This window comes from Harryflintia acetispora, assembly GCA_004340125.1.
GTDB lineage: Bacteria > Bacillota > Clostridia > Oscillospirales > Ruminococcaceae > Harryflintia > Harryflintia acetispora.
Genome location: SLUK01000001.1, coordinates 521,843 through 544,752 on the forward strand (window position 1 = coordinate 521,843; position 22,910 = coordinate 544,752).

At 62.8% G+C, this 22,910-nt stretch carries 21 protein-coding genes; 18 read left to right on the forward strand and 3 right to left on the reverse strand.

Annotated elements, in window-relative coordinates:
• Positions 1–11 precede the first annotated feature (11 nt).
• The 15 genes from ileS to uvrC all read left to right on the forward strand — a co-directional run bounded on the left by ileS (position 12) and on the right by uvrC (position 14,967).
• On the forward strand, positions 12–2,750 hold the full coding sequence (gene ileS / locus EDD78_RS02515; protein ID WP_286170674.1) for an isoleucine--tRNA ligase: 2,739 nt from the start codon (positions 12–14) through the stop codon (positions 2,748–2,750).
• An 81-nt stretch (positions 2,751–2,831) separates the two neighbouring features.
• Entirely contained in the window at positions 2,832–3,314 is a 483-nt protein-coding gene (gene lspA, locus EDD78_RS02520) for a signal peptidase II (RefSeq protein ID WP_079698059.1), read from the forward strand.
• Positions 3,314–4,231, forward strand: coding sequence for an RluA family pseudouridine synthase (locus EDD78_RS02525; RefSeq protein WP_132083838.1), 918 nt, complete (start codon positions 3,314–3,316; stop codon positions 4,229–4,231). The genes lspA and EDD78_RS02525 overlap by 1 nt, the downstream gene beginning before the upstream one ends.
• Before the next feature lie 14 nt (positions 4,232–4,245).
• Positions 4,246–5,061, forward strand: a complete 816-nt coding sequence (locus tag EDD78_RS02530) for an HAD-IIB family hydrolase (protein ID WP_165873077.1) — start codon at positions 4,246–4,248, stop codon at positions 5,059–5,061.
• Positions 5,062–5,110: 49 nt separating this feature from the next.
• The gene (locus EDD78_RS02535) at positions 5,111–5,959 is read left to right on the forward strand and encodes a transketolase (RefSeq protein ID WP_132083842.1); all 849 of its coding nucleotides are present in this window, start codon (positions 5,111–5,113) and stop codon (positions 5,957–5,959) included.
• Positions 5,960–5,961: 2 nt separating this feature from the next.
• Complete coding sequence (locus EDD78_RS02540; protein ID WP_207668638.1) at positions 5,962–6,915, forward strand: transketolase family protein; 954 nt, start codon at positions 5,962–5,964, stop codon at positions 6,913–6,915.
• 222 nt (positions 6,916–7,137) lie between these two features.
• The gene (locus EDD78_RS02545; protein WP_132083843.1) at positions 7,138–7,998 is read left to right on the forward strand and encodes a YitT family protein; all 861 of its coding nucleotides are present in this window, start codon (positions 7,138–7,140) and stop codon (positions 7,996–7,998) included.
• Positions 7,999–8,780: 782 nt separating this feature from the next.
• On the forward strand, positions 8,781–9,149 hold the full coding sequence (gene ylxM, locus EDD78_RS02550; protein ID WP_117507634.1) for a YlxM family DNA-binding protein: 369 nt from the start codon (positions 8,781–8,783) through the stop codon (positions 9,147–9,149).
• 39 nt (positions 9,150–9,188) lie between these two features.
• The gene (gene ffh, locus EDD78_RS02555; RefSeq protein ID WP_079698053.1) at positions 9,189–10,526 is read left to right on the forward strand and encodes a signal recognition particle protein; all 1,338 of its coding nucleotides are present in this window, start codon (positions 9,189–9,191) and stop codon (positions 10,524–10,526) included.
• A 60-nt stretch (positions 10,527–10,586) separates the two neighbouring features.
• A complete protein-coding gene (rpsP, locus tag EDD78_RS02560; RefSeq protein ID WP_079698052.1) occupies positions 10,587–10,829 on the forward strand; it encodes a 30S ribosomal protein S16 in 243 nt (80 codons plus the stop codon).
• A gap of 28 nt (positions 10,830–10,857) precedes the next feature.
• Entirely contained in the window at positions 10,858–11,091 is a 234-nt protein-coding gene (locus tag EDD78_RS02565) for a KH domain-containing protein (RefSeq protein ID WP_079698051.1), read from the forward strand.
• Positions 11,092–11,207: 116 nt separating this feature from the next.
• Positions 11,208–11,714: a ribosome maturation factor RimM gene (gene rimM, locus EDD78_RS02570; protein WP_132083844.1), complete on the forward strand. Its 507-nt coding sequence runs from the start codon at positions 11,208–11,210 to the stop codon at positions 11,712–11,714.
• Entirely contained in the window at positions 11,711–12,472 is a 762-nt protein-coding gene (gene trmD, locus EDD78_RS02575; protein ID WP_132083845.1) for a tRNA (guanosine(37)-N1)-methyltransferase TrmD, read from the forward strand. The genes rimM and trmD overlap by 4 nt, the downstream gene beginning before the upstream one ends.
• A 264-nt stretch (positions 12,473–12,736) precedes the next feature.
• Positions 12,737–13,000 carry an HPr family phosphocarrier protein gene (locus EDD78_RS02580; protein ID WP_079698048.1) on the forward strand — a complete coding sequence of 88 codons (264 nt, stop codon included), beginning with the start codon at positions 12,737–12,739 and terminating at the stop codon, positions 12,998–13,000.
• A gap of 113 nt (positions 13,001–13,113) precedes the next feature.
• Positions 13,114–14,967 (forward strand): excinuclease ABC subunit UvrC, encoded by a 1,854-nt coding sequence (uvrC, locus tag EDD78_RS02585; protein WP_286170670.1) that lies wholly within the window; start codon positions 13,114–13,116, stop codon positions 14,965–14,967.
• Between the two features lie 36 nt (positions 14,968–15,003).
• Here the strand turns inward: uvrC and EDD78_RS02590 are convergent, their stop codons facing one another.
• Positions 15,004–16,113 (reverse strand): hypothetical protein, encoded by a 1,110-nt coding sequence (locus EDD78_RS02590; RefSeq protein WP_132083847.1) that lies wholly within the window; start codon positions 16,111–16,113, stop codon positions 15,004–15,006.
• Between the two features lie 274 nt (positions 16,114–16,387).
• Positions 16,388–19,015: a valine--tRNA ligase gene (locus tag EDD78_RS02595; RefSeq protein ID WP_132083848.1), complete on the reverse strand. Its 2,628-nt coding sequence runs from the start codon at positions 19,013–19,015 to the stop codon at positions 16,388–16,390.
• A gap of 165 nt (positions 19,016–19,180) precedes the next feature.
• Here EDD78_RS02595 and EDD78_RS02600 point away from each other — a divergent pair, with 165 nt between their 5' ends.
• Positions 19,181–19,630, forward strand: a complete 450-nt coding sequence (locus EDD78_RS02600; protein WP_132083849.1) for a hypothetical protein — start codon at positions 19,181–19,183, stop codon at positions 19,628–19,630.
• On the opposite strand, the gene EDD78_RS02605 is transcribed toward EDD78_RS02600, so the two are convergent.
• Complete coding sequence (locus tag EDD78_RS02605) at positions 19,627–20,838, reverse strand: tRNA(Met) cytidine acetate ligase (RefSeq protein WP_132083850.1); 1,212 nt, start codon at positions 20,836–20,838, stop codon at positions 19,627–19,629. The two genes, EDD78_RS02600 and EDD78_RS02605, sit on opposite strands and share 4 nt — an antisense overlap.
• A 117-nt stretch (positions 20,839–20,955) precedes the next feature.
• Between EDD78_RS02605 and EDD78_RS02610 the strand changes: the two genes are divergently transcribed.
• Together EDD78_RS02610 and EDD78_RS02615 are read left to right on the forward strand one after the other, a co-directional pair.
• Positions 20,956–22,158 carry an acetate/propionate family kinase gene (locus EDD78_RS02610; RefSeq protein WP_132083851.1) on the forward strand — a complete coding sequence of 401 codons (1,203 nt, stop codon included), beginning with the start codon at positions 20,956–20,958 and terminating at the stop codon, positions 22,156–22,158.
• A gap of 313 nt (positions 22,159–22,471) precedes the next feature.
• On the forward strand, positions 22,472–22,910 hold a 439-nt coding region (locus EDD78_RS02615), incomplete at its 3' end, for a hypothetical protein (protein ID WP_132083852.1).

The window sequence follows — 22,910 nt, forward strand, 5'->3', positions numbered from 1 at the left end:
CCGACTTCCCGATGCGCGCGGCGCTGCCGCAGCGGGAGCCGGGTATGGCCAAAAACTGGGACGAGAGCGGGCGGTATCAAGAGATTATAAAACGCAATACGGGCAAGCCGAAGTACATCCTGCACGACGGCCCGCCCTATGCCAACGGGGACATCCATCTGGGCACGGCGCTCAACAAGGTCCTCAAGGATATCATCGTGCGCTATAAGAACCTGTCGGGCTACTGTTCGGAGTACGTCCCGGGCTGGGACACCCACGGCCTGCCCATCGAGCGCAAGGCGCTGCAGAAGCTGGGGGCGGACAGCACCCAGATCGAGCCGGTCGAGCTGCGCGAGCACTGCCGCGAGTTCGCACTGCAATACGTCGACGTGCAGCGTGAGCAGTTTAAGCGTCTGGGCGTGCTGGGCGATTTTGAAAACCCCTATCTGACCCTTCGCCCCGAATTCGAGGCGCGCCAGATTGAAATCTTCGGCGAGATGGCCGAAAAAGGCTACATCTACAAGGGGCTAAAGCCGGTCTACTGGTGCCCCGACTGCAAGACCGCCCTGGCCGAGGCCGAGATCGAATACGCCGAGGACCCCTGCCATTCGATCTACGTCAAGTTCCAGGTCGAGGACGACAAGGGCCTCTTCTCGGAGCTCGGCGTCGACAAGAGCAAGGTCTACTTCGTCATCTGGACCACCACCACCTGGACCCTGCCCGGGAACCTGGCCATCTGCCTGGGCCCGAAGTACGAGTATTGCCTGGTGAAGGCCGGGGAGGAATACTACGTCGTTGCCCGCGAGCTGATCGGTCCCACCATGAAGGCGGCGAAGATCGAAGAATACGAGATCGTGGCGAGCTTCGAGGGCGAGAAGCTCGAGAACATGGCCTGCCGCCACCCCTTCCTGGATCGGGAGTCGCGGGTGATCCTGGGCGACCATGTGACGCTCGAGAGCGGCACCGGCTGCGTACATACCGCGCCGGGCCACGGCGTTGAGGACTACGAGGTCTGCGTCAACAACTACCCCGACATCCCGATCATCGTGCCGGTGGATTCCAAGGGCGTGCTGACCGCCGAGGCGGGGCCGTTCCAGGGCCTTTCCACCGACGAAGCCAACAAGGCGATCGCGAAGGCCCTCGAGGAGAGCGGCCATCTCTTCGCCATTGAAAAGATCATCCACCAGTATCCGCACTGCTGGCGCTGCAAGAGCCCGATCCTCTTTCGGGCCACCGAGCAGTGGTTCTGCTCAGTCGAGGCGTTCAAGGAGGAGGCCATCAAGGCCATCGACGAGGTCGAGTGGATCCCCGAGTGGGGCCAGGGGCGGATCACCAACATGGTGCGGGACCGCAGTGACTGGTGTATTTCCCGCCAGCGGCGCTGGGGCGTGCCGATCCCCATTTTCTACTGCAAGCACTGCGGCAAGGAGCTGATCGACAAGACTTCGATTAAGGCGGTTTCCGAGCTGTTCCGCCGTCACGGCTCGGATGCCTGGTACACCACCGACGCTGCCGACATCCTGCCCGCGGGCACCAAGTGCAAGGCCTGCGGACACGAGGAGTTCACCAAGGAAACCGACATCATGGACGTCTGGTTCGATTCGGGCTGCACCCACGCGGCGGTGCTCGACGAGCGGGAAAACCTGCGCTGGCCCGCCGACCTCTACCTCGAGGGGGCCGACCAGTACCGCGGGTGGTTCCAGTCCTCCCTTCTGACCGCCGTCGCCTGGCGGGGGAAGGCCCCCTATAAGACGGTCTGTACCCACGGCTGGGTGGTGGACGGCGAGGGGCGCAAGATGTCGAAATCCCTCGGAAACGGGATCGCGCCCGAGGACATCGTCGGGCAGTACGGCGCGGACGTTCTCCGGCTGTGGGTCGCTTCGAGCGACTACCACGCGGATATCCGCATCTCCCCCGAAATCCTCAAGCAGCTCAGCGAGGCGTACCGCAAAATCCGCAACACCGCGCGGTACATCTTGGGCAACCTCGACGGGTTCGACCCGCAGCGCGACCTGCTGCCCTACGATCAGCTCGAGGAGATCGACCGCTGGGCGCTGGTGCGCCTGAGCGAGCTGACCGCCAAGGCCAAGGAAGCCTATGGCGCGTTCGACTTCCACATCGTTTTCCACGCGATCCACAACTACTGCACCATCGACCTGTCCAACTTCTACCTCGACGTGATCAAGGACCGCCTCTACACCGAGGCGGCCGACAGCCGCCGCCGGCGCGCCGCGCAGAGCGCAATGTACCGCATCCTGCGCGATCTGACACTGCTGGTGGCGCCCATCCTCTGCTTCACCGCCGAGGAGATCTGGCAGTATATCCCCGCGGACGAAAGGTACGACAGCGGCTCGGTGATGTATAACGAGATCCCTGAAAACGGGAAATACGCCGAGAGCGCTGAATTCTTGAACAAGTGGGACCGCCTGCACGCGGTGCGCGACGACGTTAACAAGGCGCTGGAGAACGCGCGGAACGACAAGCTGATCGGCAAATCCCTCGAGGCGGCGGTGACGCTCTGCTGCGACGGGGAGCTTTACGAGTTCTTATCCGCGCAGCAGAACCTGCCCGAGGTGTTCATCGTCTCGTCGGTGTCGGTTGCGCGCGGGGTCGCGGGCAGCTACCAGGGCGAAGTCGAGGGGCTGTCGGTCTCGGTCTCTCGCGCGCAGGGCGAAAAGTGCGAGCGCTGCTGGATGTACAGCGAGACGGTCGGCAAGGACCAAGGCCATCCGACCCTCTGTGCACGGTGCGCTGGCGTGATCGGGGAATAAAGGCCGGATATTTTGCGGCGGGGGCAATGGCGCCCCGCCGCAAAATTTGGGTATGGCTATTTTACAATTAGGAGTTTTCTCATGTTTTTATACCTATCGTTGCTGGGCGCGGGGGTGCTCATCGGGCTGGACCAGCTGATCAAGTGGTGGGCGGCCAGCTACCTGTCCACCGTACCGGACATCCGACTGATCGACGGGGTGCTCCACCTGCTCTACCGGGAAAATTACGGCGCGGCGTTCAGCATCCTGCAAAACCGCACCGGGCTGCTGGTCGGGGTCACCACCGCGGTGCTCATCGCGGTGCTGGTGCTGCTCGTCTCGCGCAGGGTGAGCCATCCGCTGATGATCGTCTCCCTCTGCCTGATCTTCGCGGGCGGGGTGGGGAACCTGATCGACCGGGTGCTGCGCGGCTTTGTGGTGGATTATATCTACTTCGTGCCGATCAATTTTCCGGTCTTTAATCTCGCGGACTGCTGCGTGGTCAGCGGGACCTTCCTGCTGGTGGTCTACCTGCTGCTGATCGAGCCGCGGCAGGAGCGCCGCAAAAAGCAATTGGACCGCTGATGGAGAGGCTTGAGTTTACCGTCTCCCCCGAGCAGGCGGGCCGGCGGGTCGACGTCGTTTTGGCCGGGTGCGCCGGGGATCTCACCCGCAGCAGCCTGCAGCGGCTGATCGCCGGCGGGGCGCTCACCTTAAACGGCGCGCCGGTGCTCAAAAGCTGCAAGCTTGCGGAGGGGGACCGGGTGGTCCTCCTCCTGCCGGACCCGGTGGAGCCCGAGGCGCAGCCCCAGGACATCCCGCTCTGTATCGTCTACGAGGACGACGCGCTGCTGGTGGTCAACAAGCCCCGCGGGATGGTGGTCCACCCCGCGGCGGGAAACCAGGACGGCACGCTGGTCAACGCCCTGCTCTACCATTGCAGGGGACGACTCTCCTCAATCAACGGGGTGATCCGCCCGGGGATCGTGCACCGGATCGACAAGGACACCAGCGGCCTGCTGGTGGTGGCCAAGACCGACGAGGCCCACCAGGGGCTGGCGCGGCAGATCGCCGTGCACAGCATGCTGCGGGAATACCGGGCGGTGGTCCACGGCTCCCTGCCGCAGGAGAGCGGCAGGGTGGAGGCGCCGATCGGCCGGCACCCCGTCGAGCGCAAGCGCATGGCGGTGACCGCTCGGGGAGGCAAGGAGGCAGTTACCCACTACCAGGTGCTGGGAAGGTACCAGGGCTTTAGCTACCTTTCGCTGCGTCTGGAGACTGGGCGCACCCACCAAATCCGGGTGCACATGGCTTATATCGGGCATCCGGTAGCGGGGGACCCGGTCTACGGGCCGAAGAAAACGGCGTTGGCGGGCGGGCAGTGCCTGCACGCCAAGACCATCGGGTTTACCCATCCCCTGACGGGGGAGCGGCTTACGTTTGACAGTGAGCTGCCGGACTATTTTCAAAAGTTTTTATCCGGGCTTCGGCCCATGGCGTAAGGAGGGAAGGCCGCTTGGCCAATTTGAGCGGATGGCTGCTCGCCAGCGACATCGACGGCACGGCCCTGATCGAGGAGATCGGGGTGCCGCCGCAGAACATCGAGGCGGTGCGCCGCTTCATAGGTGAAGGGGGACGCTTCACCTTCGCCACCGGCCGCTCGCGGGAGTCGGCCTACCGGGTCTGCCGCGATTTTGCGGTCAACGCGCCGATGGTGGTGCTCAACGGCTCCTGCGTGATGGACCCGCAGAGCGGGGAGTTTCTAATCGAGCACCCCATGCCGCCCGAAATCCGGGAGGCCACCGGCGAGGTGCTCGAGAGGATGGATCGGGATCACGCGGTCATGCTGGTGACGGCGGACAAGTATTGGGGGGTCTCCCGCAGCGCGTTTGGGCAGCGGCTCTGCCAGCGGGTGCTGCAAACCCCGATCTGCGGGATTTACGACGTGAAGGAGACCATCTATAAGGTGCTGGTGATCAGCGAGACTCCGCAGGAGGTTCCGGCCATGCGCCAAAAGCTGGGCGAGTGGTACGAGCGGGATTTCACCGTGGTGCAGAGCGGCGAGACCTGCGTCGAGCTGCTGCCCAAAGGCGTTTCCAAGGGGAGCACCCTGCTCGAGGCGGCCGCGCTCATCGGGGTGGATCGGGAGCGCATCGCGGCCATCGGGGACAACGAAAACGACCTTGAAATGCTGCGGGTGGCGGCGCTCAGCGCGGCTCCCGGCTCGGCGGATGAATTTGTCCGTCGGCGGGTGCAGAAGGTGCTCTGCCCCTGCATGGACGGTGCGCTCGCGCAGCTGATCGAATATCTGGAGGAACAGACCAAAGAATAGAAGAAACCGATTGGGAAGACAGGCCGAAGGGAAAGGATGATCGAACACAATGACCCAGCAGGAAACACGGGCGCTGCAGATCGCGGCAACCAAAATCCGTCTCGGCGTGATAGAGGGCGTCTATCACGCGAAATCCGGGCATCCGGGCGGGGCGCTCTCGTCGTCGGACATTCTGGCATATCTCTATTTTCAGGAGATGCGCATAGACCCGCAGAACCCGGAGTGGGAGGACCGGGACCGGTTCGTGCTCTCCAAGGGGCATGCCGCGCCCGGGCTCTATGCGGCGCTCGCCAACCGGGGCTACTTCCCGGTGGAGGAGCTCGGGACGCTGCGCCATATCGGTTCCCGTTTGCAAGGCCATCCGGACATGAAGGGGATTCCCGGGGTGGACATGTCCACCGGGTCGCTCGGGCAGGGCGTGTCGGCCGCCTGCGGGATGGCCAAGGCCGCCAAGCTGATGGGCAAGGACTATAGGGTCTACGCCCTGCTGGGGGACGGCGAGATTCAGGAGGGCCAGGTCTGGGAGGCGGCGATGTTCGCCGGGCACCAGAAACTTGACAACCTCTGCCTGATCGTGGACAACAACGGGCTGCAGATCGACGGGAATATTGAGGACATCTGTTCCCCCTACCCGATCGACGAGAAGTTCGCCGCCTTCGGCTTTGCCACCATCAACATCGATGCGCACGACTACGGGCAGATCGCGGACGCCCTCGCGCAGGCGCGCCAGACAAAGGATGGGCCCACCGCCATCATCGCCAAGTCCACCAAGGGCAAGGGGGTCTCCTTCATGGAGGGCCAGGCCTCCTGGCACGGTACGGCGCCGAACGAGGAGCAGTACCGTCAGGCGATGGGTGAGTTACAGAAGCTGCTGGAAGCTTACGAAGGGGGGCGCTGAGGATGGCGGAGATGAAAAAGAAGGCGACCAGGGAGAGCTACGGCGAGGCCCTGGCCGAGCTGAGCGGCACCTGCGAGCGGCTGGTGGTGCTGGACGCGGACCTCGCGGCCGCCACCAAGACCGGTGTTTTTAAGAAGGCCTGTCCCGGGCGCTTCATCGACTGCGGGATTGCCGAGCAGAATATGATGGGCGTCGCGGCGGGTCTCGCCGCGAGCGGGATGATCCCGTTTGCCAGCTCCTTTGCCATGTTCGCGGCCGGGCGCGCCTTCGAGCAGGTGCGCAACTCGATCGGCTACCCCCATCTCAATGTGAAGATCGGCGCCACCCATGCGGGCATCTCGGTCGGCGAGGACGGCGCGACCCACCAGTGCGACGAGGACATCGCTCTCATGCGCACCATCCCCGGCATGACGGTCATCAACCCCGCGGACGACGCCGAAGCGCGCGCGGCGGTGCGCGCGGCGGCCGGGTATGCCGGCCCGGTCTACCTGCGCTTTGGGCGGCTGGCGGTGCCCTGCTTCAACGACCCCGCCTCCTACCGCTTCGAGTGGGGCAAGGGGATCGTGCTGCGCGACGGGCAGGACGTCACCCTAATCGCCACCGGGCTGATGGTCTGGCGGGCCGTCGAGGCGGCCGAGCTGCTGAAAGAGGAGGGGGTTTCGGCGCGGGTGGTCAACATCCACACCATCAAGCCCCTGGATCGGGAGCTGGTGCTGCGCTGTGCGGCCGAGACCGGGGCGCTCGTGACCGCCGAGGAGCACAGCGTGATCGGGGGCCTGGGCGAGGCGGTCTGCTCGGCCGTCTGCGAGGGCTGTCCGGCGCCGGTGCTGCGCGTCGGCGTCGAGGATGTGTTCGGCTGCTCCGGACCGGCGGTCGATCTGCTCGAGCATTTCGGGCTCACCGCGCAGAACCTGGCCGCCAAGGCCAGGGCGGCAATCGCGCTTAAAAAGCACTGAACCAGGGTTTCGGCGGGGGGCTGCGGCTCCCCGCTTTTTTGTGTTCTGCCGCCGGAAAAGCTGCACCATGGGCAAGGGTGAAGAGTTTCCTGCGTTTTGCACCAAATTACTTGCGAATTTGAGGTTTTTCCTGCATTGACCCCTCTGTGAAAAGGGAGTATAATACAACGCGGACTTGCGATACAACAACAAAATATTTGGACGATAAGGGGCAGACGGGATATGGAAGGGCAGAGCAGGCTGAAGGAATATATCCGCTTTTTTGGGCTCAACCTGGTGGGCAACTACGCCTATGCAATGGGGGTGCAGATGTTCACCGCGCCCCATCACATCGCGCCGGGCGGCGTGACCGGCGTCGCCACCATCATGAACTATCTGTGGGGCTTCCCGATCGGTTTGACCACCTTCCTGATCAATGTGCCGCTGCTGGTCCTCGCATGGCTTCACATCTCCAAGGGGTTCACCATCCGCACCGCCATTTCCACGGCGATGTCGAGTGTGTGCATCGACTTGCTGGTCGTCTGGATGCCCCAGTATAAGGGGGATGCGCTGCTCGCCTCCCTCTTCGGCGGCGCCCTGATGGGCGTTGGGCTTGCGGCGGTCTATATCAGCGGATCGACCACCGGCGGCACCTCGATCGTCAGCGCCCTGCTGCAGAAGCGGTTCCACCATATCCCGATCGGCAAGCTGCTGATGGGCTCCAACCTGGTGGTGGTTGTGCTGTCGGTTTTCGCCTATGGAAACATCGATTCGGCGCTCTACGCCGCGCTGACCATCATCACCTCCTCGCTGGTGATGGACAATATGATTTACGGCTCGAACACCAACCGGGTGCTCTTCATCATCTCGGAGCGCAGCGATCTGATTCGCGACCGGATCTTGGTGGAGCTCCACCGCGGGACCACCCTGCTCAACGGCGAGACCGGCTACAAGCACGAGCACCTCAACATCATTTTCTGCGTGGTGAGCAAGGCGCAGTTCTACCGGGTGCAGGAGATCACGCGGTCCATCGACCCGCATGCCTTCATCGTCGGATGCACCGCCGGCGACGTGCTTGGAAAAGGGTTCAAGCACTTCGATTAGCACCGTCGTCTTACAGCGGTTTTGGGGGCCTTGGCCTTCTCGGGATACCCCGAGAAGGCCAAGGCCCCCGGTCGATCAAGAACTGCCGGCCGGGCGGAGGAGGACCACTCGGGAAGTGTTGCCGGCGGGTGCGCGGGCACAGGCACTGCCTTGGGAGAAGATGGCGGCTTTGCCGCCATGGGGAAACCCCTTGATAGGGTTTCCCCACGCAAAAACCTTCCACTGGAAGGTTTTTGCTTCCCTTCCTGATCCGAAGGAGGATTTTCTAGCCGCGAGTAGTGGCAGCCCGGAAAGGCCGCGGGCGCTGCCCGCACCCGCCAAAGGACTTAGTCCTTTGGAAACCAAAGACTGACCCGAAAGGGGGTCCAACGCCTTAAAAGGCGTCTGGGGAAACGGCTCGTTTCCAGCCCGTGAGGCGCACCGCTCGCGAAGCGAGCCTGCATTTTTGGTCGGGCGCCAAAAATGCGTGCGCCCATCCGCCCGTACCCGCCAGAAGGGCATGGCACCATCGGCACCTTAGCCCCTTTGGAAACCGGATACTTTAGTGTCTCGGCTACACAGCTCACTACGGTGGACAAACTTTTTTGCTCGACACCCTTCAGCCGTTTTTCCCTATTTCAGAGCGCTATAATAACAAAAGCACAACAGGGAAATTCTGCCATGTCCGGGTGTAAAGAAAAAAACTTGACAGTTTACGTCTGGCAGGGTATAATAAAAAAGCTGTCAAATGTAAAGGGATCGCCTTTACAAACCGGCCGCTACAAAAGGAGGGTCATGCCGCCGTGCCCAAAAATCTACAGGTAACCGTGCTGTTCGATTTTTATGGTGACATGCTGACCGACAAGCAGAAAGAGGTCGTGGACCTGTACTACAACGAGGACCTCTCTCTCGCCGAGATCGCCGCCCACAGCGGGATCACCCGGCAGGGGGTGCGCGATTCGATCAAGCGGGCGGAAGCGACCCTCTTCGAGCTGGAGGAGCGGCTGGGGCTGGCCGAGCGGTTCGGAGGGATTCAGCAGTCCCTTTCCAGGATCGTGCAGTGCGCCAAGGACATCCAGTTTGAAAGCGACCGGCTGGGGATGGCCTCCTCGATCTACACCAAGGCCGGGGAGATCGTGCAGCTCGCCATGAAGCTGAGCGAGGACGAATAGAAGAAACCGAATTTACGATAGAGGCGCTGGGAGTAACGAATGGCATTTGAAGGACTGAGCGAAAAACTGAATCAAGCGTTCAAGCGCCTGCGCTCCAAGGGCCGGCTCAAGGAAGAGGACATCAAGGAAGCCATGCGCGAGGTGCGCCTGGCGCTGCTGGAGGCCGACGTCAACTTCAAGGTTGCGCGCGACTTTGTCAAGGCGGTGACCGAGAAGGCGGTGGGCAAAGAGGTGCTCGAGAGCCTTACCCCGGCGCAGCAGGTGATCAAGATCGTGCGCGACGAGATGACCGAGCTGATGGGCTCGACCAACGCACGGATCAATTTCTCCTCCAAGAAGCCGACCATCATCATGATGTGCGGCTTGCAGGGCTCGGGTAAGACCACCCACAGCGCAAAGCTCGCCCGGCACTTCCGCCAGGAGGGCAAACGCCCGCTGCTGGTCGCCTGCGACGTCTACCGTCCGGCGGCCATCGAGCAGCTGAAGGTGGTGGGCGCCAAGGTCGAGACCCCGGTCTTTGAAATGGGCCAGGGCGACCCGGTGAAGATCGCCGAGGAATCGCTCAAGTACGCCAAGGACTACGGCTACGATCCGGTGATTTTGGATACCGCCGGACGGCTGCACATTGACGAAGAGCTGATGAACGAGCTGCGCGCCATCAAGGCGCGGGTGCAGCCGCACGAAATCCTGCTGGTGGTCGACGCGATGGTCGGCCAGGACTCGGTCAACGTGGCCAGCTCCTTCGACGAGGCGCTGGGGATCGACGGGGTGATTTTAACCAAGCTCGACGGCGACACCCGCGGCGGCGCGGCGCTTTCGGTGCGCGCGGTGACCGGCAAGCCGATCAAGTTCGTGGGCACCGGCGAAAAGCTCGAGGACCTCGAGCCGTTCTATCCCGACCGGATGGCTTCGCGGATTTTGGGGATGGGCGACGTGCTCACCCTGATCGAGAAGGCCCAGACCGAGATGGACGAGAAAGCGGCCATCAAGACCGCCCAGCGGCTCAAGGAAAATAAATTTGACATGACCGACCTGCTCGAACAGATGAAGCAGGTGAAGAATATGGGCCCGCTCTCCCAGGTGCTGGGGATGATCCCCGGGCTGCAGGGAAAGCTGAGGGATGAGGATACCCAGCGCGGCGAGCGGGAGCTGCAGCGCATGGAGGCGATCATCAATTCGATGACCCTGCGCGAGCGGGAGCGCCCGGACATCATCAACCCCTCGCGCAAGCGCCGGATCGCCGCGGGCAGCGGCACCAGCGTGGAGGAGGTCAACCGGCTCTTAAAGCAGTTTAGGCAGATGCAGCAGATGATGAAGCAGCTCGCCCCCAAAAAGGGCAAGCGGCGTCCGCGCATGGGCTTCCCGCCAATGAGGTAAGTGTGTTTATTCCTTCTTCGGAATAAAGATAAATAGAAAGATTCAGGAGGTGACAAGATAATGGCAGTCAAGATCAGACTTAGAAGGATGGGCGCGAAGAAGGCTCCCTTCTATCGCATAGTTGTGGCAGATTCCCGCTATCCGCGCGACGGCAGATTTATCGAGGAGGTTGGGTACTACGACCCCACCAAGGACCCGGCCGTGGTGAAGATCGATGGGGAGAAGGCCAAGAAGTGGCTCTCGACCGGCGCCCAGCCGACCGATACCGTGCGTGCGCTGCTCAAGAAGCAGGGCGTGCTGTAAGGCGTGAGGAAAGAGAGGTCCCAAAATCTTGGAAGAGCTGATTCGCACCATCGCTAGGGGTTTGGTCGATGAGAAGGATGCGGTCACCGTGACCCGCGACGAGCCGGACGCCGAGGGCGTCATCATCTACCATCTGCACGTCGCGCCGGACGACATGGGCCGGGTGATCGGCAAACAGGGCCGGATCGCCAAGGCCATCCGCACGGTGGTTCGCGCCTGCGCGACCCGCGCGGACCAGAAGGTCATGGTCGAAATCGACTGAAGACCCCCAATACGAGCAAAACGGGAAAGCATGAGGACCTCGGGGCCCCCAGGTGCTTTCCCGGTTTCTTTTACCGGGGACGGCACGGCAGGCCCCGGGGAGGAAGGAGCGTCCAAATGAAGGAATACATCGAAACCGGGAAGATCGTGACCACCCACGGGGTGCGCGGCGAGGTGAAGGCCGAGCCCTGGTGCGACGAGCCCGCCTTCCTGGCAAAGCGCAAGCGGCTCCACCTGGGCACGGTCGGCAACCTCGTCGAGGTCGAAAGCGGCCGGGTGCACAAGGGAATGGTGCTCTTGAAGCTGCGCGGGGTGGACTCTGTCGAGGCGGGGGCGGCCCTGCGCGGAAAGGTGCTCTACGTCCATCGGGACGAAATCCCGCTGGGGGAGGGGGAGCATCTGATCCAGGACATCATCGGGCTCCAGGTGTTCGACGCCGACAGCGGCGAACGCTACGGGGAGCTGTGCGACGTGACCCATACCGGCGCCAACGACGTCTACCACATCCGCTTCCCGGACGGGAAGGAGCGGCTGATCCCGGCCATCCCGCAGGTGATTGTCAAGATCGACGTTATGTGCGGCAGGATAGACATCCGCCCGCTGGAAGGACTGTTTGAGGAATGATCATCGACATTGCGACCCTCTTCCCCGAGATGTGCGGGCGGGTGCTGGATGAGAGCATCATCGGCCGTGCGCGCGCGGCAGGGAAGCTGACCATCGACTGCCACGACATCCGCGCCTTCACCGAGGACAAGCACCGGCGGGTGGACGACTCGCCCTACGGCGGCGGGATGGGGATGGTCATGCAGCCCGGCCCGATCTACAATTGCTTTCGTTACCTCTGCCGTCTGCGCGGGGTACGCCCGCATGTGATCTACCTCTCGCCCAAGGGCCGGGTCTTCACCCAGCGGCGCGCCGGGGAGCTTGCAAACATGAATAATTTGCTCCTGCTGTGCGGACACTATGAGGGAGTGGACCAGAGAATTCTGGACGAAATCGTGGACGAGGAGCTCTCGATCGGGGACTACGTGCTCACCGGGGGCGAGCTCGGGGCGCTGGTGGTCTGCGACGCGGTGGGCAGGCTCTGCGAGGGGGTGCTCCCGGACGAGAGCTGCTACACCGAGGAGAGCCATCAGAGCGGGCTGCTCGAATATCCGCACTACACCCGCCCGCCGGTCTGGATGGGGCGGCCGGTGCCCGAGGTGCTGCTCTCGGGGCACCACAAGAATATCGAGGGCTGGAGGAGGCGCGAGGCGGTAAAAATCACCCTGCGCCGCCGCCCGGATATGCTCGCACAGGCACAACTTGATAAAAGCGACATAGAATATATCGATGCCCTGAAAAGGGCGCAGCCGGATAGGGAAGAGAGCGGAACCACCTGATTGGCAGGTAAATCGGGAGCGCAGCGGTTGCTCATCCTATACGAGATTGTTGAAAACTTTTTGTATTAGATGTACAATCAAGGTCGGCGGATTTTGCAAATTGATGGATAACAAGCAGAAATTGCGGGAAATGGGCGCAAAAGAATTTCAAGAAGCGTTGACGAAGACAAGCGGTATGTTATAATAAGGCTGTAGCGTTTCTGGGCTATTTTGGTCCCGTTGTTAATCTGTGACAGTAATCTTGGAAATAGGAGAGTAACGATTATGTTTGTAAAAGACGTTCCCGTTCAGAATCAGGTTGGTTTGCACGCGCGTCCGGCTACCTTTTTCATTCAGAAAGCGAACGAGTTCAAATCCTCCATCTGGATCGAGAAGGAAGAGCGCAGGGTGAATGCGAAGAGCCTGCTCGGCGTCCTTTCGCTGGGTATCGTCGGCGGCACCACCATCAAGATCATTGCGGACGGCCCGGATGAGCAGCAGGCGGTCAATGAGCTTGTCAAGCTGGTTGAGAGCGGCTTTGCCGAGTAAGTTTCAAGAATAATTGCTTTGGCTTTGTCCCGCCATGCGGGACAAGAACAATGTGCACGCTGTCAGAAAGCCTTTCTGACGGCGTGTTTTCGTACCCGAAGAAGGAGAACGGTATGGTGGACATGGAGCATATAGCCCTCCTGCGCAAGAAGGCCAACGAGCTGCCGCTGCAGCCGGGGGTCTATCTCATGCGGGACAAGGACGGGGTGATCATCTACATCGGCAAGGCGAAGCGCCTGAAAAACAGGGTGACCAGCTACTTCCGCGCCCTGGACAGCCACACCCCCAAGGTGCTGGCGATGGTCGAGAATGTCAAGGATTTCGACTACATCCTCACCGACAGCGAGTTCGAGGCGCTGGTGCTGGAAAGCAGCCTGATTAAGCAGCACTCCCCGAAATACAACATCCTGTTAAAGGACGACAAGGGGTATTTCTATATCCATATCACGGACGGCCCCTGGCGCCGGATCGACTGGGTGAAATCCAAGCCCCCCAAGGACGGCCAGGTGATCGGCCCCTATACCTCGTCCTACGTCGTCTCGCAGACAGTCGAGCAGGCCAACAAGATTTTTATGCTCCCCACCTGCAAGCGGCAATTCCCGCAGGACTTCCGTAAGGGGCGCCCCTGCCTCAATTTCCACATCAAGCAGTGCATGGGGGTCTGTACCGGGAAGATCCCGCTCGAGCAGTATAACGAGTCGGTGGACGGGGCGCTGCGCTTCATCAAGGGGAACAGCCAGGGGCTCTGCGAGCAGCTCGAGGAGGAAATGGCGAAGGCCGCCGAAAACCTCGAGTTCGAGAAGGCCGCCCGGCTGCGGGACAGGATCGCCGCCATCAGGCGGATCAGCGGCCAGCAGAAGGTGCTCTACGCCGGGGTGGACAACTGCGACATCATGGCGATGGCCATCGGGAGCGACCGGGTGGGGGTGTCGGTGATGAACTACCGGCACGAGCGGCTCTGCGACAAGCAGGACTTTTTGCTGAGCACCGACAGCGACCCGGCCGCGGTGCGCGCCCAGTTTTTGATGGGCTATTACCGGGACAACTTCGACCTGCCGCGGCAGGTCTATCTCGACGGGGAGTGCGAGGATGGGGACCTGATCGCCCGCTACCTCACCGAGCGCGCCGGGCACAAGGTCGAGCTCGTCATCCCCCAGCGTGGGCAGAAGAACCAGCTTGTCGAGCTGTGCCGCTCGAACGCGGCGCAGTACCTCTCCCACCGGATGAAGGCCTCGGGCAAGGAGGTGGCGCTCCTCGACGAGGTGGCAAAGCTTTTGGGGCTGCGCCAGAGCCCGCAGTACATCGAGGCATACGACATCTCGAACATCGGCGCGAGCACCATTGTCGGCGGGATGGTGGCCTTCGAGGGGGCAAAGCCGCTGCGCAGCGCCTACCGCAAGTTCACCATCAAGTCGGTTGCCGGCGCGCCGGACGACTATGCCAGCATGAAGGAGATGCTCACCCGCCGTTTCGAGCGGCTGCGCGAGGCCGGGGAAAAGGGCGGGGAGCAGGGCTTCGGCCGCCGGCCCGACCTGCTGCTGATCGACGGCGGGGCCGGGCATGTCGCCGCGGCCAAGGAGGTGCTCGACGCGATGGGCCTCGTGATTCCCTGCTTCGGCATGGTCAAGGACGACAAGCACCGCACCCGGGCCATCGCCTCGGACGGGGGCGAGATCCAGATCTCGGCGCACAAGAGCGTGTTCTCGTTCATCACCTCGGTGCAGGACGAGGTGCACCGCTACACCATCTCCTTCTCGCGCAAGAAGCACCGGACCACCTCGCTGCAGCTCGAGCTGATGAACGCCCCGGGGATCGGGGAGGCCCGCGCCAGGGCGCTGTACAAGCATTTTAGGACCCTGGACAAGATCCGCGCGGCGACGGGGGAGGAGCTCGAGGCGGCGCCGGGGATGAACAAGCGCGCGGCCAACGCCCTCTACGCGTTTTTACACCCGCAGACGGAAGAATAAAACGGCCGCCTCCAAGACACTTGGAGGCGGCCGTTTTTAGGATAATCCGTCAATCGAGGGCACCTGGGAGTTGCCGAAGCTGTCGCCGGTGTTGGGGGTAAAGTTGCCGCCATATTCGGCGGCGCGTCCCACGGCATGCGCAGGATTGGTCCAGTGGCAGTTTTGCAGGGTGATGGGAGAGGCGTTGTTTTCGGTGGCGCCCGAAACTCCCCCGGTATAAATCGCATACACGGCGGAGCCGGAAAACTGGACCGAGGAGAGGCAGCCGATATAGACCGAGCTGGTGTTATGCCCGGCGATCCCACCCTGATGGAGTTGGACTTGCGCCGTTCCCCCGATCGTCCCGGTGACGGTGCAGCGTTCAAACCTGGTGTTGATCACCAACCCGCCGATCCCCCCGGTGGAGAGGACGTCCGAACCCGAACCGGAAACATTGGCGCCCGTTACAGAGCAGTCCGCGACCGTCGCTCCGGTCATCACGTTGGCAATCCCGCCAACATAGTACATTCCTCCAACGGTGGGCGAGGTGAGACGCATGTTTTTTACCGTGGCTCCGCTCAAAGATGCAAACAGCCCGCCGGTTGTGGAATTGAGCCCGCCAATCGAATACCCGCCTCCGTCATACACGCCGGTGAGCGTGCCCAGCGGGGTCCAGGTCCCGGTGAGGGTGATGTCCCGCTTTTGGGCAAACTGTGCGTCCAGGTGCTGCTGCACATGCCCAAGTTGCGCCGGGGTGTAGACCTGATAGGGGTCGGCCGCGCTGCCGCTGCCGAGGATGAAGGCTCCCTCCACCCCCGGGCAGCAGCCGGTGGCGACGGGGGACGTCTTGGAGGTGGACGTCTCCAGCCCGACACGGTCCGCCTCCGGGATAGCGGTCACGGTGACATAGTAGGTCCGCGGGTGCTCCACGTCGAGCGGATATTCGACGAACACGTCGGTTTTGGTGGTGATCCCGGTGCGTTCCACGCTGCGGGTGACGCTGGCGGCGGTGATGGTTTCGGCGTCCGAGACGGTGATCTGATAGTGCCCGGTGCGCGCGTCGGGAATGATCGGGACGAGGAGGCCGGGCGAGGGGCCCGCAGCCTCTGCCCGGCAGGGCAAGGCAAGGACGCAGCAGGCGAGCAGGGCAAAAAGCAGGCGTTTCATGGCAATACCTCCGGGATAACAATAAGACCGCCAGATAAGGATGCTGGCGGTCTTACCGTGTGGGGGAAGGGCCCACAAAACATGGGATCCTCTTGCATTTCCTGCCAGAATCGGATATAATTAGGCTAAGATTTCCAGGTGGTGGGAAAAACGCCCGGCCACCGCGCAAAAAACATAAAACAATGACCGATAGCATCCTTAGCTATCGGTCATTTTATTTCCTGGCAAAGAAAGCGGCGGCAAGCTAAAATAGCTTGCCGCCGCAGTCCGTTCTTTACTTCAGAGCCTCCAGGCTCTCGACAATCTTCTGCAAGCGGTCCTTGGCCTTCTGCAGCTTTTCGCGTTCGGCATTGACCACCTTTTCGGGCGCGCGGTCCACGAAGGAGGGGTTCTCCAGCTTTTTGCCGAAGAACGAAACGTCCTGCTCGGCCTGCTCGCGTTCCTTTTGCAGCCGCTCGCGCTCCTTGTCAAGGTCGATCAGCTCTCCGAGCGGGATGAAGATACGCGCATCCCCGGTCACCACCTGCACCGCACCCTCGATCGAAAAACTTTGCCCAATCTCAACCTCGGACGCCCCGGCCAGCCGTTCAAAGAAGGCGGCGCCCTTTTCCATCGTTTCGGGCAGCCCGGTGGCGATATAGAGCTTGGCCTTGCGGCTGGGCGGCACGTTCATCTCGCTGCGCCGGTTGCGCACGGCCTTGATGACCTCCATGATCTTCGAGAATTCTTCCTCCTCGCGCTCGAAGCAGAGCTCGGGGCGGTACTCGGGCCAGGGGGCGACCATTACGCTTTCGCTGATCCCCTCGCTGGGCAGCGCCTGCCAGATCTCCTCGGTGATGAAGGGCATGAACGGGTGCAGCAGCCGCAGCGCGCCGCCCATCACATGCACCAGCACCTGCTGGGCGCGCTTGGCGCTCTCGCCGCCCGCGGCAATGCGCGCCTTGGTCAGCTCGATGTACCAGTCGCACAGGATATCCCAGATGAAGTCGTAGAGCTTCTGCACCGCCACGCCGAGCTCGAAGTGCTCGAGGTTGTCGGTGACTTCGCGGACCAGGCGGTTATATAGGCTCAAAAACCACCGATCCTCCAGCGTCAGCTCCTGGGGCAGGTCGAGCGACGTGACCTCGTCCGAGAGGTTCATCAAAATGAAGCGGGAGGCGTTCCACAGCTTGTTGGCAAAGTTACGCGAGGCGCGCACCTTCTCGTCCGAGAAGCGCATGTCGTTGCCCGGGCTGTTCCCGGTGCAGAGCGTCAGGCGCAGCGCGTCCGCGCCGTACTGCTCGATGACCTCCATCGGGTCCACGCCGTTGCCCAGGGACTTTGACATCTTGCGCCCCTGCGCGTCCCGGATCAGCCCGTGGATGAAGACGTTTTTAAACGGGATCTCCCCCATGTTGTGGACCCCGGAGAAGATCATCCTGGCCACCCAGAAGAAGATGATGTCGTACCCCGTCACCAGCGTGTCGGTGGGATAGAAGTAGGAAAGCTCCGGCGTCTTATCCGGCCAGCCGAGGGTGGAGAAGGGCCACAGGGCGGAGGAGAACCAGGTGTCGAGCGTGTCCTCGTCCTGGCGGATGTGGGAGCCGCCGCAGTGGGCGCAGCGCTCGGGCGCGGATTTTGCCACGGTGATCTCGCCGCAGTCGTCGCAGTACCAGGCGGGGATCCGGTGCCCCCACCAGAGCTGGCGGGAGATACACCAGTCGCGGATGTTCTCCATCCAATGGTAATAAATCTTGGCGAAGCGCTCGGGCACGAACTGCAGGCTGCCGTTTTTGACGACCTCCATCGCGGGGCCGGCCAGCGGCTCCATCCTGACGAACCACTGCTTGCTCACCCGCGGCTCGACCACCGAGCGGCAGCGGTAGCAGGCGCCCACGTTGTGCTGGTGGTCCTCGGTGCGCACCAGGAAGCCGCCCTCCTCAAGGTCGCGCACGATCGCACGGCGCGCCTCATAGCGGTCCATCCCGGCGTACTTGCCGCCCTGCTCGTTGAGGGTGGCGTCCTCGTTTAGGACGTTGATGACCGGCAGCTCGTGGCGCAGCCCGACCTCGAAGTCGTTCGGGTCGTGCGCCGGGGTGATTTTGACCACCCCCGTGCCGAACTCCATATCCACGTATTCGTCGGCGATGAGCGGGATTTCCCGCCCGACCAGCGGCAGGGTGAGCGTCTTGCCCACCATCGCCTTGTAGCGCTCATCGTCCGGGTGGACCGCCACGGCGGTGTCGCCCAGCATGGTCTCGGGCCGGGTGGTGGCAAGCTCGATGTAGCCGCTGCCGTCGGTGAAGGGGTAGCGCAGATGCCAGAAGTGGCCGGCGTGGTCCTCATATTCCACCTCGGCGTCCGAGATCGAGGTCTTGCAGGTTGGGCACCAGTTGATGATCCGCTCGCCGCGGTAGATCAACCCCTCGTCGTAGAGCTTGCAGAAGACCTCGTTCACCGCCTTGGAGCACCCCTCGTCCAGGGTGAAGCGGGCGCGGTCCCAGTCGCAGGAGGAACCCATCTTCTTCTGCTGCTCGACGATCCGCCCGCCGTACTGCTCCTTCCACTCCCAGGCGCGCTTTAAAAAGCCCTCGCGGCCGAGGTCCTGCTTGTCGACCCCTTCCTCTTTGAGCTTCTGCACGATCTTCGCCTCGGTGGCGATCGAGGCGTGGTCCGCCCCGGGAAGCCAGAGCGCCTCATAGCCCTGCATGCGGCGGAAGCGGATCAGGCAGTCCTGCAGCGTGCAGTCCATCGCGTGGCCCAGATGGAGCTGGCCGGTGATGTTGGGTGGCGGCATGACGATGGTGTAGGGACGCTTGTCCGGGTTCGGCTTTGCGTGGAAGTATCCGCCCTGCAGCCACGCCTGATAGGTTTTTTCCTCAAACTGCTTGGGATCATAGGTCTTATCAAGCTGTTTTCTCATATTTATAATCATTCCTTTTCCCTTTAGGGGATTTTAGCCTTTGATTCTTCTTATTATACTAAATCTTCCCTGTTCGCGCAACGCCTCCCTCAAAAACTCCCTTGCAAAAGATGGCGCGGCGCGGTAAGATGGGACATGAAATTTGATCGAAAAGGAAGGCTTGGGATGAAAAAAGCACTTTTGCTCTTGCTGGCCGGCGTCCTGGTGGCATGCACGGGCTGTGCGCATACCGCCGCAAAGGAGCCGAAGGCCTGCAAGGTCGAGGTCTATTCCGATGGGGGAGAACTCCTCAAGACCATCGACGATCAGGAGACGGTCGGACTGCTGACCCCCACCGAGGACTGGGCGGACGCCGAAGCGCCGCAGCCCGAGCCCGCCGCACAGTACGAGCTGGTGGTGTGGCAGGAAAAGACCCTGCTCGCCGGGGAGGACCCCGAAGGGGAGCGGGAGTACGAGGTCATCTTGAACCTCACCCTCTATCAGGACTCCCCGCTCGTAAAGACGGTGATCTCCCCGCAGGCGGTCAAGAACATGAGGCTGTCCGAGGAGATGCTGACCGCATACTACACCCTCCCGGATGAAACGCTCTCAGCCCTGCGCCAGGCCGTCGGTTAACCGGAACAGGTTTCGTCATGCGGGCCGGCAGAGCGGATCAGCGGATGGGTGTAGTCCAGCCCGCAACTGAGGCGCGGGGAGCACAGCAGCGCATATTGATCCCCCGCGGCGGCTTCCAGCAGCGCCAGACGCTGGGCGCGCCCGCCCAGCTCCTGCAGCCGGCGCAGCGAGGCGCCGACGGGCAGGGCGGCGCTCGAGGCCGTCAGCAGCTCCTTCCCGGCCGGGGTGTACCCCAGGACCCGGATGTAGGGTGGGGGCAGGGCGCCGTCCTCGTCGCGCACCCCCAAAAAAGCGGCGAGCGCCAGGCGGCGCACCCGCGCGTGGGAGTAGCGCTTGGATTTGACGAGCGCATAGAGCTCGCCGAGGCCGCGCGCCTGCCGCGCCGCCTTATAAAGGCGGTGCTCCAGCCCTTCGCTGAGCTCGGGGAGGGCTCTCAGCTCCCCGGGCGCCAGGGCGCGCAGCCGGGAGAGCAGCGGGAGCTCGAGCGCCCCCGGCGCGCAGACCGGCGCGCCGCGGTAGCACGCCAGCGCTTCTGCCGGCACATAGGGGGAGAGGGCGGATACCCCCTGCTTTACTGCCAGCGCGCGCAGCGCGCTGGCGCTGGCGAAAGCCCCGACGGGCGCGCCGCTGTCGTGCCCGGCCCCCTTGCGGGGGACGGTGAAGGGCTCGATTTTGCTGCCGAGGCTCCCGAGCGCGCCGAGGTACTCGAGCGCCAGGATGTTGTTGGGCTGGCGCAGCAGCGCCCCGGCCTCTTCTCCGAAGAGCTCGCCCACCGCCTGCTGGCGCGCGGCGGCGAAGGGCTGCCCCTCTTTGAGCAGCGCGCGCAGCCGGGCGCGCACCCGCTCGTCCTCCAGCGCCAGCCGGGCTTGCAGCAGCGGGGGCAGCGCCCCGCATTCGCTGCCGAAGGAGAGGGTGTCGACGCAGCCGAGCGCGTCGAGCAGGGCGACTGCCCCGCGCGCGAAGCGCTGCGCTCCCGCGGCGGCGAAGGGCAGCGGCAGCTCGAGCACGAGGTCGACCCCGCACGAAAGGGCGGCCGCCGCGCGGGTGAATTTCCCCAGGAGGGCGGGCTCGCCCCGCTGCACGAAATTGCCGCTCATCACCGCCACGACGCACTCGGCGCCCGCCCGGCGGGTCGCCTCGATTTGGTACCGGTGCCCGTTGTGGAAGGGGTTATACTCCGCCACGATCCCCGCGACACGCATTTTCATCCCGCCTTTTCTCTGGTTTCTTCCGTCTTGCCCTTGAAATTTTTACCTTAATGTAATAATATATAACTATCTGAGTCAAAGTCAAGAAAACTGAAATATTCGGAGGGAAAGCAGCAAATGAAGGTATTGGTAATAAACGCCGGCAGCTCGTCGCTGAAGTATCAGCTCATCGACATGCAAAACGAGCATGTGCTGGCCAAGGGCAACTGCGAGCGCATCGGGGTGGACGGCCTGATCACCCACAAGACCGACGATGGCAAGAAGATCCAGTATGAGGTGGCCTTCCCCACCCATAAGGAAGCGTTCATGGAGGTCGTCAAGGTCCTCACCTCGGGCGAGGGCAAGGTGATCGGGGATGTGAAGGAGATTTCGGCGGTGGGCCACCGGGTGCTGCACGGCAGCGAGGTCTACAAGGTCTCCACCAAAATCACCGAAAAGGTCATCGAGGACATCGAGTCCTTCTCCGAGCTGGGCCCCTTGCACAATCCCCCCCAGGCGGCCGCCATGCGCGCGTGCGTCGAGGTGTTCGGCAAGGATACCCCGATGGTGGCGGTGTTCGACACCTCCTTCCATCAGACCATGCCCGAGAAGGCGTACATGTACGCCCTGCCCTACGAGTACTATGAGAAATACCACATCCGCAAATACGGCTTCCACGGCACCAGCCACCGCTACGTCAGCGCCCGGTACCTCGAAATCACCGGCAAGCGCCCCGAGGGGACCCGCGTGGTGGTCTGCCACCTGGGCAACGGCTCCTCGATCAGCGCGGTGAAGGACGGCAAGTGCTACGACACCACCATGGGCTTCACCCCGCTCGACGGGCTGATCATGGGCACCCGCTCCGGCGCGGTCGACCCGTCGGTGGTCACCTACCTGATGAACAAGGAGCACATGACCCCGGACGAGATGAGCGACATGCTCAACAAGAAGTCCGGCTTCCTGGGCGTTTCGGGCCTCAGCTCGGACGCGCGCGACCTGGTCAACGCCAAGAACAACGACCATCACCACGGCGCCCAGCTCGCCTGCGACATGCTGCGCTACCAGATCAAGAAGTACATCGGCTCCTATGCCGCCGCCATGGGCGGGCTGACCGCCGTCTGCTTCACCGGCGGGATCGGCGAAAATTCGTCCGAGCTGCGCGAGGAGTGCTGCGAGGGGCTGGAGTTCATGGGGATCGAGCTGGACAAGACCGCCAACGAGTCGGCCTCGGGCAGCGAGATGATGATCTCCGCCCCCTCCTCCAAGGTGCAGGTCTGGGTCGTCCCGACCAACGAGGAACTGATGATCGCCAAGGACACCGTCGAGATCATCAGCAAGTAATAAGACCGATTGAAAAGCCCCCGCCGGCCGGCGGGGGCTTTTTTCGCGTCTATGGGGCATAATGCTGTGGCGGGCCCGGCTTTCTCCCCGCGCCGTCCCTTTGAGCGCCCGGCGGGCCCCTCTCCGGTTTTTGTTGCATTTTCAGCCGGGATATGGAATAATGAAAGCAGCACAGGTGTTGCAGAAACCTACACCTTTGCCAATCCCGCATTTTTGCCGCGGCCAGCCTGAAAAACGGGCTGGTTTTTCCTGTTTTCAGGGGAAATCCCGCTCTTTCTAAAGGTGTACCTTTGCGCAGAGAGGACGGGACAAAATGGGAAAGAACAGGATCATGGCATTCGTGTTGGCGGCGGCGCTGGCGCTTTGCGTTCTGCCGGCTGGGGCGGCGCCGGGCGTGCCGGGCGGGTTCAGCCTGCCCCCGGGCGGGAGCGCGGTGGAAAGCAGGTCCGGCCTGGGCAGCGGGCAGCCCCGGTTGGGGAACACCGTTACCGTCCCCGACGGGGATGGGATCAAACTGTATAAGGTAAACAGCGACACGACCTACCTGAGCGCGCGGGGCGGGAGCCTCGTTTGGGAGGCGGGCAGCAGGACGGCGACGCTGCACGGCCTCGACCTTGCGGTGAATGCCGACTACGGCCTCTTCCTGTACGAGGGGATGACGCTGGTGCTCGAGGGCGAGAGCCGCATCTCGGCCTCGGGCATGGGATACTGGGGTGTGTGGGCAGTTGGAGACCTCACGGTGCGCGGCACGG